This window comes from Aestuariicoccus sp. MJ-SS9 (assembly GCF_032586235.1).
GTDB lineage: Bacteria > Pseudomonadota > Alphaproteobacteria > Rhodobacterales > Rhodobacteraceae > Aestuariicoccus.
This window is the reverse complement of sequence record NZ_JAWHTD010000021.1, coordinates 1-13,481: the sequence shown is the minus strand read 5'-3', so window position 1 is coordinate 13,481 and position 13,481 is coordinate 1. Positions and strand designations below refer to the sequence as shown.

The window sequence follows — 13,481 nt, the reverse complement described above, 5'->3', positions numbered from 1 at the left end:
CGCGCTCGGCCGGCCGCGGACATATGGCGCTTGCACTCGGCCGGGGTTGATGTCTTTTTGCGCAAATGCCGTGTTTGCCGATAAATATGCAGGATCAGCACTGTTGTGGACAGGCCCTGCGGCTGCCGCTGCCGCGCGGTGCCCGCGTCGGTCTTCTGGGCGGGTCGTTCAATCCAGCCCATGCCGGGCATGTGCATATCTCGAAAGAGGCCCTGCGCCGGTTCGGTCTCGATCGCGTCGTCTGGCTGGTCAGCCCGATGAACCCGCTCAAGACCCAGGAGCCCGCCTCGCTGGCCGACCGCATGGACAAGGCGCGACAGGTACTCGGGGGGCATCCGCGCATCTGTGTCAGCGACTTCGAAAGCCGCGCGGACACGCGCTATACCGCCGAGACCCTGGCCCTGCTTAGGCGCCTGCATCCCGGCATAAGCTTCGTCTGGCTGATGGGCGCGGACAACCTGGCGCAGATACACCGCTGGCGCGACTGGCAGAAGATTTTGAACGACGTGCCCGTCGGCGTTCTGGCGCGCCCCGGCGACCGCATTTCCGGGCGCATGTCCAAGGCGGCGCGGGTCTTCCGGTGCGCCCGTCTCTCCGCGCGCGCGTCGCGGCTTCTGCCCGCCGCTGCCCCGCCGGCATGGTGCTTTGTGAATGTGCCGATGATTCCGCTCAGTTCCACGCGCATCCGCGCGGCCGGTCACTGGCCCGCGGCGATGCCTCTGGGCAGAGCAGGCGATTGACGCCAGTGGGCGCGCGACCCTCGCAAGCTGCGGCGTTCGGGCCCTTGCCCCGGCCCAAGCGCTGAGCTTAGATCGCGCCATGACACACAGGTTCTCACGCCGCGCCTTTCTGCTGACCGGGGCCGCCGCGACGCTGGCGGCCGCGCAGCCGCTCTGGGCCAATCCGCCGCTCACCTCGCTGCGTCCGGCCGCCCGCGGCGCCGATTTCGGACGCAAGACCCTGCCGAGCGCCGAAGCCCTGATCGAAGCGGCCAGGCTGGACGGCGCGGTCGGCTTTGCCGTGGCGGACGTGGCGACCGGCGAGACGCTTGAAGAGCGGCAGGGCGCCACCGGCCTTCCGCCCGCCAGCGTGGCCAAGGCGCTGACCGCGGCGTATGCGCTGCATCATCTCGGTCCGGCGCACCACTTCGTCACTCGCCTGGTCGCCACGGGCCCGGTCACGGATGGTGTCGTCGCAGGCGATCTCGCGCTTGTGGGCGGCGGGGATCCAGTGCTGGAGACCGACAATCTCGCCGCGCTTGCCGCCGATCTGAAGGCGGCCGGCATTCGCGAGGTGAAGGGACGGTTTCTGCTCTGGGACGGCGCATTGCCCTATCTGCGGACGATCGACGCCGGCCAGCCCGATCATGTCGGCTATTCCCCGGCAATCTCGAGCCTGAACCTGAATTACAACCGCGTACATTTCGAATGGCGGCGCGGCGGCAAGGGCTATGACGTGACGATGGACGCACGGTCGGCGACCCACCGGCCCGACGTGAGCATGGCGCGCATGTCGGTTGTGGCGCGCAGCACGCCGGTCTACACCTACGCGGATGCGGGCGGGCACGACGATTGGACTGTGGCGAAAGGGGCGCTGGGCAAGGGCGGGGCGCGCTGGCTGCCGGTGCGCAAACCGGCGCTTTACGCGGGCGAGGTGTTCCAGACTTTCGCGCGCGCGCACGGGATCGTTCTGAAAACGCCCGCGATGGCCGAGACCGAACCGAAGGGCGCCACGCTCGCCACGCATGAAAGCCCGCCGTTGCGGATCATCCTGCGCGACATGCTGAAATATTCCACAAACCTGACGGCCGAGGTGGTCGGGCTGTCGACCACCAAGGCGATCGGGGGCGTGGCCGAGACGCTGGCGCAATCCGCCGCCGCGATGAACGCCTGGGCGATCTCGGACCTGGGCCTGAAAAGCGCCGCCCTGGTGGACCACTCTGGCCTAGGCGACGCCAGCCGCATCTCGGCTGCGGATATGTGCCGCGCGCTGGTGGCGGTGCGCGGGCGGATGGGGCTGAAACCCCTGCTTAAAAAGATCAAGATGCGCGACGACGCGCGCAACCTCGTCGAGGACCATCCGCTGAGCGTGCACGCCAAGACCGGGACGCTGAATTTCGTGAGCGGGCTGGGCGGGTTCATCGACCTGCCGGACGGCCGCGAACTGGCCTTCGCTATCTTCGCCGCAGACATCGAGCGCCGCGCGGGGCTGACGAAGGCAGAGCGCGAACGGCCCGAAGGCGCGCGTAGCTGGAACGTTAGGGCGAAGAAGCTGCAGCAGGCGCTGATCGATCGTTGGGGGGTGATGTACGCGTCGTGATGGCGCTACGGTGACCGTCCGCGCAAACACAGCCCCGGACCAGATCCGGGGCCTCGTAGCTCGCCGTCGCCGCGACCAGCGCCGGATCGTGGGCTGGCGCAGAAACGGCTGTTCTAAGGCGCTTTATTTTTGCCAGATCATCGCTCAGAACGAGCGACGCGCCCGCGTCGACAGAGCGCCAGACCGCCGGGACGGTCCGGCGCTGGTCGCGGCGGGCTTCGCCCTTTGTTCCGCGACTTGGCGCGCATTGAATTTCGGTGGAGGTCCCGGATCAGGTCCGGGACAATGTCGCCCTGCGAGAGCAGGCCTCACACATCCAGTTCCTCGACGAACCGGGCGTTTTCCTGGATGTACTGAAACCGCAGCTCGGGTTTCTTGCCCATCAGGCGCTCGACCAGATCGCCGGTTTCGCCGGGCTCATCCTCGTCGATGGTGACGCGGATCAGCTTGCGGGTCTTCGGGTCCATCGTGGTTTCCTTGAGGTCCTTGGCGTCCATCTCGCCCAGGCCCTTGAAGCGCTGCACGTCGATCTTGCCCTTGCCGCCCAGACCCTTGGCCAGCATTGCCTCTTTCTCGGCGTCGTCGGCGACGTAGAGGCGGCGCGCGCCCTGGGTCAGGCGGTAGAGCGGCGGGCAGGCGAGGTAGAGGTGCCCCTGGTCGATCAGCGGGCGCATCTGGGTGAAGAAGAAGGTCATCAAGAGCGACGCGATATGCGCGCCGTCGACATCGGCGTCGGTCATGATGATGATCTTGTCGTAGCGCAGATCGTCGACGTTGAACTTGGTGCCCATGCCGACGCCCAACGCCTCGCAGAGATCGCTGATCTCGGCGTTGGACCCCAGTTTGGACGAGGCCGCCCCCAGCACGTTCAGGATCTTGCCCTTGAGCGGCAAGAGCGCCTGATTTTCGCGGTTGCGCGCGCCCTTTGCCGAGCCGCCGGCGGAATCGCCCTCGACGATGAACAATTCGGTGCCTGCGCGGTTCTTGGCGGTGCAATCGGTCAGCTTGCCAGGCAGGCGCAGCTTCTTGGTCGCCGATTTGCGCGCGGTTTCCTTTTCCTGCCGGCGGCGCAGCCGTTCCTCGGCGCGTAGCACCAGGAAATCGAGGATCGCACCGGCGGATTTGGTGTCGGAGGCCAGCCAGTTGTCGAAATGGTCGCGCACCGCGCCCTCGACCAGTTTCTGCGCTTCGGTGGTGGCCAGCCGGTCCTTGGTCTGGCCGACGAATTCCGGTTCGCGGATGAAGCATGAGACCAAAGCGCAGCCGCCGGTCAGCAGGTCGTCGCGGGTGATTTGCCCGGCCTTCTTGTTGTTCACGAGCTCGCCGTAGGCGCGGATGCCCTTGAGGATCGCCGCCCAGAACCCCGCTTCATGCGTGCCGCCCTCGGGCGTGGGGACGGTGTTGCAATAGGACTGGATGAAGCCGTCGCGCGACGGGGTCCAGTTGATCGCCCATTCGACCTTGCCCGGAGCGTTGAACTTTTCCCTGAAATCGACCGTGCCGGCGAAGGGTCTGTCGGCATAGGCCGCGGCATTGCCCAGCGTTTCGGTCAGGTAGTCCGACAGCCCGCCGGGAAAGTGGAACGTGGCCTCTTGCGGGGTGTCGCCATCGGGAATCGCCGATTTCCAGCGGATCTCGACCCCGGAGAAGAGGTAGGCCTTGGAGCGCGCCATCTGCAGCAGCCGCGCCGGTTTGAACCGGTGCGCGCCAAAGATGTCGGGGTCGGCATGGAAGGTCACCGTGGTGCCGCGCCGGTTCGGGGCCTGCCCGACCTTGGCCACGGGACCCAGAGGAATGCCGCGCGAGAAGCGCTGTTCAAAGAGCTCGCGGTTGCGGGCCACCTGGACGACCATGGAATCCGACAGCGCATTCACCACCGATGCGCCCACGCCGTGCAGGCCGCCCGAAGTCTCGTAGGCCTTGCCGGAGAATTTGCCACCCGCGTGCAGGGTACACAGGATCACCTCGAGCGCCGATTTGTCAGGGAATTTGGGGTGCGGGTCGATCGGGATGCCGCGCCCGTTGTCGCGGATGGTGATGGCGTAATCGTCGTGCAGCTCGACCTCGATGCGGTTGGCGTGGCCCGCCACCGCCTCGTCCATCGAGTTGTCCAGCACCTCGGCCACCAAGTGATGCAGCGCGCGTTCGTCGGTGCCGCCGATATACATGCCGGGGCGCTTGCGCACGGGCTCCAGCCCTTCGAGGACTTCGATGGAATGGGCGCCGTAATCGTCCGGGCCGGTGCCGGAGAGAAGATCGTCGGGCATGGCAGCTGCTCGTCTTGGTTTTGATTGGCCGCAGTATGGCAGAGGGGGGCGGTGCGGTGAAGGGGGAACACGCAGTTCCCGGGGGCGGGGCCCCTCATCAAGCCCTTGCGAGCTTTCTTCGGATTAGCCCTTGGTCAGCCGGTCGGCCTTTTTGCGCACCAGGACGGTGCGCAGGTCGTGCATGGCCAGCAGCAGCGCGTCGGTGACCTCATCGAGCTGTTCCGGCGAGGCCTTGGATTGCGCCCATTGGGTCGTCAGGTTCAAATGGTCGACGGCGCGGTGGATGTCGTCGATGTCGCGCCGGGCCAGCAGCGCACTGCGGTCGGCCATCCACGCGCGGATCTCGGTCAGGTCGTCCTCGGACAGGGTTCGGTCGCCATGGGGTTTGATCTCGCCGTTGCGGATGTTGATCACGGCGATCGGGTCCATCTCGATCCGGCGCTGGCGGTTCTCGGTATCGACGCGGAAGACCATTGCCCCGTTGTCACGGACGCGAAAGTAATAGTCCGGCAGGTCCGCCATGGTCGTTCCTCTTTACACCCCGGTCACCGCTTACGCCCGCAGCCCTTCGCAAAACACGCGGATGCGCCGACAGGCTTCCGCGAGGGCCTCGTCAGAGGTTGCATAGCTTATCCGGAAGTGTGGCGAAAGCCCGAAGGCCGCGCCAAAGACCACGGCGACGCCGGTTTCGTTCAGCAGGGCGGTCGCGAAATCCTCGTCGTTGGCGATATGCGCGCCGCCGGCGCTGGTCTTGCCGAGGCAGCCGGCGATGGAGGGATAGACGTAAAACGCGCCCTCGGGCACCGGGCAGGCGATCCCCGGCGCCTCGTTCAGCGCCGACACCACAAGGTCGCGGCGGCGCAGGAAGGCCGCGGCGCGTTCCGCCAGGAAATCCTGCGGCCCGTTCAGCGCCTCGACCGCCGCCCATTGGCTGATCGAGCAGGGGTTGGTTGTGGATTGCGACTGCACCTTGCGCATCGCCGCGATCAGCGGCTCGGGCCCCGCGGCATAGCCGATGCGCCAGCCTGTCATGGCGTAGGCCTTGCTGACCCCGTTCACCGTCAGCGTCCGGTCGTAGAGCTGCGGCTCGACCTCGGCGGGTGTGCAGAAGGCAAAGCCGTCATAGGCCAGGTGTTCGTACATGTCGTCGGTCATCACATGCACATGCGGATGCCGCAGCAGCACGTCGGTCAGCGCCTTGAGCTCGTCCCAGGAATAGCCCGCGCCGGTGGGGTTGGAGGGCGAGTTGAACAGGAGCCACTTGGTGTCGGGCGTGATCGCCGCCTCGAGCTGAGCCGCCGTCAGCTTGAACCCGGTGTCGATCGAGGTGTCGACGATCACCGGCGTGCCGCCCGCCATCAGCGTCATGTCGGGGTAGCTGACCCAGTAGGGCGCGGGGATGATGACCTCGTCGCCGGGGTTGAGCGTGGCCATCAGCGCGTTATACAGCACCTGCTTGCCGCCGGTCGAGACGCTGACCTGCGCCGGCGTGTAGCTGAGGCCGTTTTCGCGGGCGAACTTGGCGCAGATCGCCTCTTTCAGCTCGGCGATGCCGTCGGGCGCGGTGTATTTCGTTTTTCCGGCATTGATTGCCGCAATCGCAGCGGACTTGATGTTGTCGGGCGTGTCAAAGTCCGGCTCACCGGCCCCGAGGCTGATCACGTCCTTGCCCTGTGCGGCAAGCTCACGCGCCAGCTGCGTGACGGCGACGGTCGGTGAAGGTTTCACGCGGGCGAGGGTCTGCGACAGGAAAGGCATGGAACACCGGGCTGTGACAAAGCGTTGACCTCTCTTAGGGGGCTGCCCGGTTACGATCAAGCGGGATAGAGGACATGAGCACGATGGACGATCAAACAGATTGGTACGGGCCGGATTCGGCCACCTTCGGCGATCGGGTCGCCGCGGCCCGCGAGGCCACAGGCATGACCCAGGAAGAGCTGGCCAAGCGCCTGGGCGTCAAGCTGAAAACGCTGCAATCCTGGGAAGACGACATGGCCGAGCCGCGCGCCAACCGGCTGTCGATGATGGCGGGGCTGCTGAACGTGTCGATGATGTGGCTGCTGACCGGCGAGGGCGAGGGGCTGGGCGCGCCCGAGGAAGAGATGCCCGAAGGGCTGAACGACGTGCTGATAGAGATGCGCGCGATCAAGTCCGAGATGTCTGCAAGCGCGGCCCGGCTGGGCCGGCTGGAAAAGAAGCTGCGCGGCCTGGCGCAGAGCGGCCTATGAGCGAGACGCGAGAGGCGCGGCTGCGGCGCATGCATATGCGCTCGATGCGGCGCGGCATCAAGGAAATGGACATCATCCTGTCGCGCTATGCCGAGGCGCGGCTGGCGGGGTTGTCAGGCGACGACCTGGATTGCTACGACGCCCTGCTGTCGGAAAACGATCAGGACCTCTATCAGTGGGTGACCGGCCAGCGCGCGGCGCCTGACCGGTTTACCGCATTGATCGCCGATATCGCGGCGACGGCCCTTGGCGCGGCGCAGGAAAGAAAAACGTCCTGAGCGGAAAAGCTTAACCGAATGTTCGGGATTTTCTCTCAATTCTACCTTTGAGCAGAAGGACGGAGAGAATCATGAGCATGCATGCGTCACTTAAGGATGGCTCTGAGCAGAGCTTCGCCGCCGGGTATCTTGAGGCGCTGGCGCTGGTGGAACGGCTGCACCGGCTGCTTCTGGACGTCATCAAGGACGAGTTCGAACGCGTCGGCATAATCGAGATAAACGCGGTTCAGGCGCTTTTGCTGTTCAACATCGGCGAGAACGAGGTCACCGCGGGGGAACTGAAGACCCGCGGGTATTATCAGGGCTCGAACGTCAGCTACAATCTGAAGAAGCTGGTCGAAATGGGCTACATGCACCACCAGCGATGCGAGATCGACCGCCGGTCGGTGCGTGTCCGGCTGACCGCCCGGGGGCGAGAGATCCGCGATATCGTGGCAGATCTGTTCGCCCGTCATGCCGACGGATTGCAGGGCAAGGGCGTTCTGGGGCCCGAGGGGATCGAGCAGATCACCACCTCGTTGCGGCGGGTGGAGCGGTACTGGATGGATCAGATCCGCTACATCTACTGACCAAGGCCTGTGGCGCAGAACGTGCCGGCCTGCCAGAATTTCACCTTAATGGAAAACGCAGCGCCTGGCGCTTGCGTTCGTTTGCGTCTTCGGCAGCGGATTGCGCCTCGCCACCGCCACGCCCGGAACCATGCCCGGCGGTTAGCGTTGCGATACGACCAGACCCATCAATTCGCGCTTGAGCTTGCGCACCATCGCCGCCTCGAAATCCTGAAACCCAAGCGCGCTTTCGACAAAGGCATCCGGCCCCTTCTTCACGTAGGCGTTGTAATAGGCGTTGAGCTCGCCGATTTCCGGCAGGTCGCGGTCCATTGCAGCGATGACCAGCCCGTTGACGGTGATGCCCCCCAGCGACTGAGAGGTCGCGCCGCGCGGATGCGGGCCGGTGTTGGATTTGCCGTCGCCCGACAGATCCAGCGTTCGTTTCCAGCACCCCGTCTGCGCCGACAACAGCGCCGCGCCGTAAAGCGTCGCCGCGCCGATGGCGGTCGACGGATCGCCGCCGCCGCGCTGCGTCGCCCGCACCCGTGCCGACAGCGCCGCGATGTCGGCGGCCGAGGCGATCTCGATCCAGTCGGCGATCAGCCTCTGGTCGGTCGGCCCGCTCCACTCGAACACCGTCAGCCGGACGGGGGCCGAGGGCATCGCCAGCAGCGCCGCCTGCACCTCGGGATGCAGCAGCGCATTGGCCAGCCCGTCGAGCTGCAGCCGGTAATCCACCGCATCCACCGACCCCGACACATCAAGCCCCAGCACCAGCGCCTGCCGGCAGGCGGCCGTGGACGCGCTGGCCCAAAGCGCCGCGCAAAGGCAGATCAGCCAGCGCGTCATCCCGGATCCGCCGATCGTGACGCAGGCAGGCTGCCCACCTTCATATCATTGATTTCGCGGTAAAGTTTACGGGTCATGGCCCGCCGGTAACCCTCGTACCCTTCCGAGGTCTCGACAAAGGCGCCGGGGCCGTGGCGGACTTCATCCTCGAAATAATCCTGCACCATCGGATCCGCGCCCAGCACCGCCAACCCGTTTACGGTGATGCCCTCAAAGGGAAAATGCCTGTAGGCGAGGTCCGGCCCGAAGCCGTCGTTGGTGATCCCGTCGCCCGACAGGTCGATCACCCGCCGCTGGCAGGCCGGCCCGCGCGCCATCAGCGTCGCGCCGTATCCCAGGGCGTAGCCCATCGCGGTGGGAAAGCGCGTGTGGCTGCGGGGCCGCGCCTGGATCGTGGCGATGGCGGCGTCGATCGCGGCGTGATCCGACAGGATCTTCCAGTCCAGCACCAGTGTGTTCTGCCGCCGCCCGCTCCATTCGTAGACCGCAAGCGCCACCTCGCCGCCGCCCGCCAGAATGGCCGAGCGGATGTCGGGATCGTCCAGCGCCGCCGTCAGCCCGTCCTTCTGCAAGAGGTATTCACGCGCATCGACCGAGGACGACACGTCGAGCGCCAGCGCCAGCGCGAGGCGGCATTCCGCCGCCGCCGCGCCGGCCCAGAGCGACAGGATCAGTGCAAGCCTTACCAATGGCCGGTGTTTTCCATGCTGGCCCAGGGTTCCTGCGGGGGCAGGGCGTCGCCCTGTTGCAGCAGTTCGATCGAGATGTTGTCGGGCGAGCGGACAAAGGCCATGTGCCCGTCGCGCGGCGGGCGGTTGATGGTCACGCCGTTGTCCATCAGCATCTGGCAGGTGTCGTAGATATTCTCGACCGTATAGGCGAGGTGCCCGAAGTGGCGGCTGTCCGAGGGCAGCCCGTCGTCGCCGTCCCAGTTGTAGGTCAGCTCCACATCGGCGGTGCCGTCGTCCTGCTCGGGCGGGCAGAGGAAAACCAGCGTGAAGCGGCCTTTCTCGTTCTCGGTGCGGCGGCGTTCCTTGAGGCCGAGAAGCTTGTAGAAGGCGATGGATTTGTCCAGGTCCTTGACCCGGACCATGGTGTGCAAATAGCGGATGGGCATCTGTCTTCTCCTGATGCTGCGAGTCAGGGTCACAGAGTAAGGCCGCCCGGCGGATTGTCGAGGATCAGAACGCCGATCGAAGCCCGATGTTGAGCCCCATTTCGTTCACATCATATTGACCGTAGTCGGATTCCGTCCGCCGCGCGGTCAGCGACAGGGTCGGGACAAAGCCGTAGTAATCGTAGTCCGAAAGGATCGCGGTGATCCGCGCCGCTGCCTCGTGGTCGGTGCGGTCCTGGCCGCTGACCGGGCCCTCGTCGTGGTGCTTGACGGTCAGGTCGAGCCCCATCTCGATACGTGCGCCCAGTACCGGACGGGCCAGCGTCAGATCGGCCGAAAGCGTGGTGCTGCGATAATCGAGGTTGGCGCTGTCCGAGGTGCTGTCGCGCAGGGCGACCCCCAGTTTCAGCGCATGGCCCGACCCCAGCCGCTGCGACCACGCCGCGCCCAGATCCCAGATCTCGGCGTCCGAGGTGCGCGTGCCCAGCGTCTCCTGCCAGCGCCGGCTGATATCCGCGTCGATCCGGTGGCCGGGGCCCAGAACGAAGGTCTGCCGGTAGCCCAGCACGGCGTATTGCATGTAGGGCTGGCCGCCATACCACGTCCGCCCCAGCGTCGTGCTGATCTGGTAGGGCCGGCGGGCGTCGCCCAACTGGCCGCGATGGGCCAGGGTGCCCTGAACGCTGGAATAGGCGAAATCGCTGGCCTCGACATCCGGGGCGTCCTCTTTCGCAGCCTCGGAAAGGGTGTAGGTCCTGTGGCTGAGGCCGAAGGCGATATCGGTGCGCGACACGGCCGATTGCTGCAACCGGTAGCGCAGCTGCGCGCCGAAGGTGTATTCGACGCCCGAAAGCGCCTTGGCCGCGCCGCCGAGTGCCGCATCGACGGTGCCGAAGACCGGCACCTCGTAGGTGCCCGTCTCGGCGCGCGATCCGTTGTTGATGTTGGAATTGGGGGCGACGGAAAAGCTCAGCTCGGTGCCCCAGGGGTTGCGCGCGCGCACATAGCGGAAGTCTCGCACGGCGACGGCCTTGAGCCGGGCACTGGGCGCGATCTCGGCGGCGCGGCGCAGCCAGAGCTGCGCCTGCGTGCGCTGCCCCGAAGAGGCCAGCGCCTGCGCCCGTACCATCGCCGCCGCGAAACGCCGCTCGGGCGTGTCGGCCAGCGCCCAGGCGCGGGACGCGCTGTCGCGCGCCTCATCCAGGCGGCCCAGCGTCCGGGCGGCACGCGACAGCAGGATCAGCGCATCGACATCGTCCGCATCGCGCGCCAGAAGCGCGCGGGCATAGGTTGCGGCAATCTCGGGACGCCCGGCCTGCAGGGCAATGGACGCCTCGGCGCGCAAAGCCTCGGGCGTCAGGGTGCGGGTCTGCGCCACGGCGTCGGTGCCCATAAGTGCCACGCAGAACGCCACCGCGCCGCCGAGGCGGCGCAGGGCTTGCACGTCGGGGCCTGCGATCCGGCGCACCCGATCAGCGCGTTGCGATGAAGCCGCCGGTTTCACGGATGGTCACACCGTCGATGCGCGGGTCCTCTGAGGTCACCACCAGGATACCCGCCACTTCGGTCGCGCCGTCGCCGCTGAGGATGGCGTAGAAGGTGCCGGATTCGAACACCTCGGTGCCGTCGGTCGTGACGATCGTGCTGTCGACGGGGCCGGTCGCCTCGCCATTGGCGTCAAGCCCGTTGGCCACCACGTCGAACACCAGCGTCGGCATGGTCACGAAATTGGATTCGTAGGTTTCGCCCATCGCGGTCAGGAAATCCTGGGTGATGTCCTCGCCCGCCTCGTTAAAGATCACGCGGTTGGTGATCTGACCGGCAACGGCGCCGGTTTCGAAGGCGTCGAAATCGACCGTGATAGAGGCGTCGCCCTGCACATACTCGATCCCGCCTTGGCCGTCGAAATCGCGCAGCGCCGCATAGTCGCCGGTGAAAGACGCCTGACCGCCGGTGGGCAGCGTCACGCCGCCGTTGCGTTGGTAGACGAAGCCGCCAAAACCGTAATCCTGGTAGGCGCCGGTGCGCACGATGGCCAGCTCGGTCTCGCCGCTCTGGCTGACCGCATAGATCGCCTTGTGCTCGAACTGCTCGATCGGCACGCCGGTGATCGGATCGACGGCGATGCTGTCGTTCTCGTAGACCGCGAAGGGCCCCAGGCTGCCGACCACGTTGTCGCGCGAATAGGTGTCGTCGCCGTCAAAGGCCAGCTGGTCGACCGTAAAGGTGTCGGCCGAAGCGTTGTACGACGGCTGGGCGAGGAAACCCGACCCGGTGTCGTCGTCCATCGCCTCGTAGCGGAAGATGCCGGTGTTCGGCGTCGGGCTGGCGGTGCCGGGCGGCAGGTCGCCGTCGCTGACGATCGGGCCGCCCTCGTCGCCGCCTCCCTCGTCGCCTTCGCCGCCGCCGTCCTCGCCGTCGGGGGCCTCTTCCTCGGCCATGAGCGGATTGGTGTCCTCACACGCAGCCACCAGGCCGAGCGCAAGCATAAGCATAAGAATGCGGGTCATTTTGTACTGCTGCCCCATTTGTTTTTATGGCGTTTGCCGCAAACTGCGTGAAACGCTCCGGCCAAGTCAACGCATCATTGCGGGGCGTGGAAACTTTTCGTGCGCAGTGAGGCGCTTTTGCCGCCACTCGATATGGTGTGTTCCACGGCTGCGAGCGCCAAGATATAGTGGCCCCCGACTCAGGATAGTGGGAAAGGAATCGCCATGCCCCTCAGCCCGGAACAACAGGCCGACATCGACGCGTCGCGCGCCAACGCACAGCCCACCCTGCGCGCGGTCAGCGCGGGCATGGAACAGCATCTCTACAAGGCGCTGCCGGTGCTCGACCACGGCTTCGTGCGCGTCATCGACTACATGGGCGACGACGCCGCCATCTGCCAGGCCGCGCGCGTCAGCTACGGCAAGGGCACCAAGTCGGTACAGAACGACGAAGGCCTGATCCGCTACCTGATGCGGCATTGGCATTCGACCCCCTTCGAGATGTGCGAGATCAAGCTGCACGTCAAACTGCCGGTCTTCGTGGCGCGCCAGTGGATCCGCCACCGCACCGCCAACGTCAACGAATACTCGGCCCGCTATTCGATCCTCGACCGCGAATTCTACATCCCCGAGCGCGACGCGCTGGCGGCCCAATCGGTGGTCAACAATCAGGGGCGGGGGGCCGCGCTCGAGGGCGAAGAGGCCGACCGCGTCCTGCGCTACCTGCGCGACGACGCGATGCGCTGCTACGACCACTATGAAGAGATGATTTCCCAGGACGGCCAGCAGGGCCTCGCCCGCGAACTGGCCCGCATGAATCTGCCCGCCAACATCTACACCCAGTGGTACTGGAAGGTCGATCTGCACAACCTGCTGCATTTCCTGCGCCTGCGCGCGGACGCCCACGCCCAATACGAAATCCGCGTCTACGCCGAGACCATCTGCAACGTCGTCGCCGACTGGGTGCCGTTTGCCTACAAGGCCTTCGAGGACTACCGCATGGGGGGCGCCACACTGTCGGCGACCGCTCTTGATTGTGTCAGGCGGATGCTGAAAGGTGAGGAAGTGACGCAGGAATCCTCCGGCATGTCGAAGGGGGAATGGCGGGAGTTTGAGGGGTTGATTGGGTGAGAAAACTTTCCGAACGTCACAATATTATCCGGCCTAGGGAGGTAATTCAGCGTGGTTCAATTGATAGCCGGTTGAGAAATCGCCTTTGGTCAACCAGGCTTTGTTGCACAAATCGGCTGAAGGATTCACTGTTTGAATCCAGCATGATAGCCGTGGGGTATGAGCAGTTGGGCACGGCGTTGTTGCAGAACTAGGGCTTGAGGCGTGATTGCCCCTTTCCCCGCTGAGATCATGCCACGCGGATGATCTCGG

The 13,481-nt window shown here is 65.8% G+C and carries 14 protein-coding genes; 6 read left to right on the top strand and 8 right to left on the bottom strand.

What is annotated here, in order from left to right; all coding sequences use genetic code 11:
* Window positions 1–86: 86 nt before the first annotated feature.
* Together RXV88_RS14195 and dacB are read left to right on the top strand one after the other, a co-directional pair.
* Window positions 87–740 carry a nicotinate-nucleotide adenylyltransferase gene (locus tag RXV88_RS14195; RefSeq protein ID WP_316293958.1) on the top strand — a complete coding sequence of 218 codons (654 nt, stop codon included), beginning with the start codon at window positions 87–89 and terminating at the stop codon, window positions 738–740.
* Between the two features lie 79 nt (window positions 741–819).
* The gene (gene dacB / locus RXV88_RS14190; RefSeq protein ID WP_316293954.1) at window positions 820–2,319 is read left to right on the top strand and encodes a D-alanyl-D-alanine carboxypeptidase/D-alanyl-D-alanine-endopeptidase; all 1,500 of its coding nucleotides are present in this window, start codon (window positions 820–822) and stop codon (window positions 2,317–2,319) included.
* A 308-nt stretch (window positions 2,320–2,627) separates the two neighbouring features.
* On the opposite strand, the gene parE is transcribed toward dacB, so the two are convergent.
* The 3 genes from parE to RXV88_RS14175 form a co-directional block, all read right to left on the bottom strand.
* Window positions 2,628–4,586, bottom strand: coding sequence for a DNA topoisomerase IV subunit B (parE, locus tag RXV88_RS14185; protein WP_316293952.1), 1,959 nt, complete (start codon window positions 4,584–4,586; stop codon window positions 2,628–2,630).
* Window positions 4,587–4,709: 123 nt separating this feature from the next.
* Window positions 4,710–5,108 carry a hypothetical protein gene (locus tag RXV88_RS14180; RefSeq protein WP_316293950.1) on the bottom strand — a complete coding sequence of 133 codons (399 nt, stop codon included), beginning with the start codon at window positions 5,106–5,108 and terminating at the stop codon, window positions 4,710–4,712.
* A gap of 30 nt (window positions 5,109–5,138) precedes the next feature.
* Entirely contained in the window at window positions 5,139–6,344 is a 1,206-nt protein-coding gene (locus tag RXV88_RS14175) for a pyridoxal phosphate-dependent aminotransferase (protein ID WP_316293949.1), read from the bottom strand.
* A gap of 83 nt (window positions 6,345–6,427) precedes the next feature.
* Between RXV88_RS14175 and RXV88_RS14170 the strand changes: the two genes are divergently transcribed.
* From RXV88_RS14170 to RXV88_RS14160, 3 genes are all read left to right on the top strand, one after another.
* Window positions 6,428–6,814: a helix-turn-helix transcriptional regulator gene (locus RXV88_RS14170; protein WP_316293947.1), complete on the top strand. Its 387-nt coding sequence runs from the start codon at window positions 6,428–6,430 to the stop codon at window positions 6,812–6,814.
* Window positions 6,811–7,092, top strand: a complete 282-nt coding sequence (locus RXV88_RS14165; protein ID WP_316293945.1) for a succinate dehydrogenase assembly factor 2 — start codon at window positions 6,811–6,813, stop codon at window positions 7,090–7,092. Before RXV88_RS14170 ends, RXV88_RS14165 begins: the two co-directional genes overlap by 4 nt.
* A gap of 71 nt (window positions 7,093–7,163) precedes the next feature.
* Window positions 7,164–7,661, top strand: coding sequence for a MarR family winged helix-turn-helix transcriptional regulator (locus RXV88_RS14160; RefSeq protein WP_316293943.1), 498 nt, complete (start codon window positions 7,164–7,166; stop codon window positions 7,659–7,661).
* Window positions 7,662–7,802: 141 nt separating this feature from the next.
* Here the strand turns inward: RXV88_RS14160 and RXV88_RS14155 are convergent, their stop codons facing one another.
* The 5 genes from RXV88_RS14155 to RXV88_RS14135 form a co-directional block, all read right to left on the bottom strand.
* Window positions 7,803–8,492, bottom strand: coding sequence for a DUF1194 domain-containing protein (locus RXV88_RS14155; protein WP_316293941.1), 690 nt, complete (start codon window positions 8,490–8,492; stop codon window positions 7,803–7,805).
* Entirely contained in the window at window positions 8,489–9,181 is a 693-nt protein-coding gene (locus tag RXV88_RS14150) for a DUF1194 domain-containing protein (protein WP_316293939.1), read from the bottom strand. The genes RXV88_RS14155 and RXV88_RS14150 overlap by 4 nt, the downstream gene beginning before the upstream one ends.
* Entirely contained in the window at window positions 9,175–9,609 is a 435-nt protein-coding gene (locus RXV88_RS14145; protein WP_316293937.1) for a VOC family protein, read from the bottom strand. Before RXV88_RS14145 ends, RXV88_RS14150 begins: the two co-directional genes overlap by 7 nt.
* Before the next feature lie 64 nt (window positions 9,610–9,673).
* On the bottom strand, window positions 9,674–11,077 hold the full coding sequence (locus RXV88_RS14140) for a tetratricopeptide repeat protein (protein WP_316293936.1): 1,404 nt from the start codon (window positions 11,075–11,077) through the stop codon (window positions 9,674–9,676).
* Between the two features lie 4 nt (window positions 11,078–11,081).
* Entirely contained in the window at window positions 11,082–12,119 is a 1,038-nt protein-coding gene (locus tag RXV88_RS14135) for a hypothetical protein (RefSeq protein WP_316293934.1), read from the bottom strand.
* Between the two features lie 204 nt (window positions 12,120–12,323).
* Here RXV88_RS14135 and thyX point away from each other — a divergent pair, with 204 nt between their 5' ends.
* Window positions 12,324–13,229 (top strand): FAD-dependent thymidylate synthase, encoded by a 906-nt coding sequence (thyX, locus tag RXV88_RS14130; RefSeq protein WP_316293932.1) that lies wholly within the window; start codon window positions 12,324–12,326, stop codon window positions 13,227–13,229.
* Window positions 13,230–13,481: the final 252 nt, after the last annotated feature.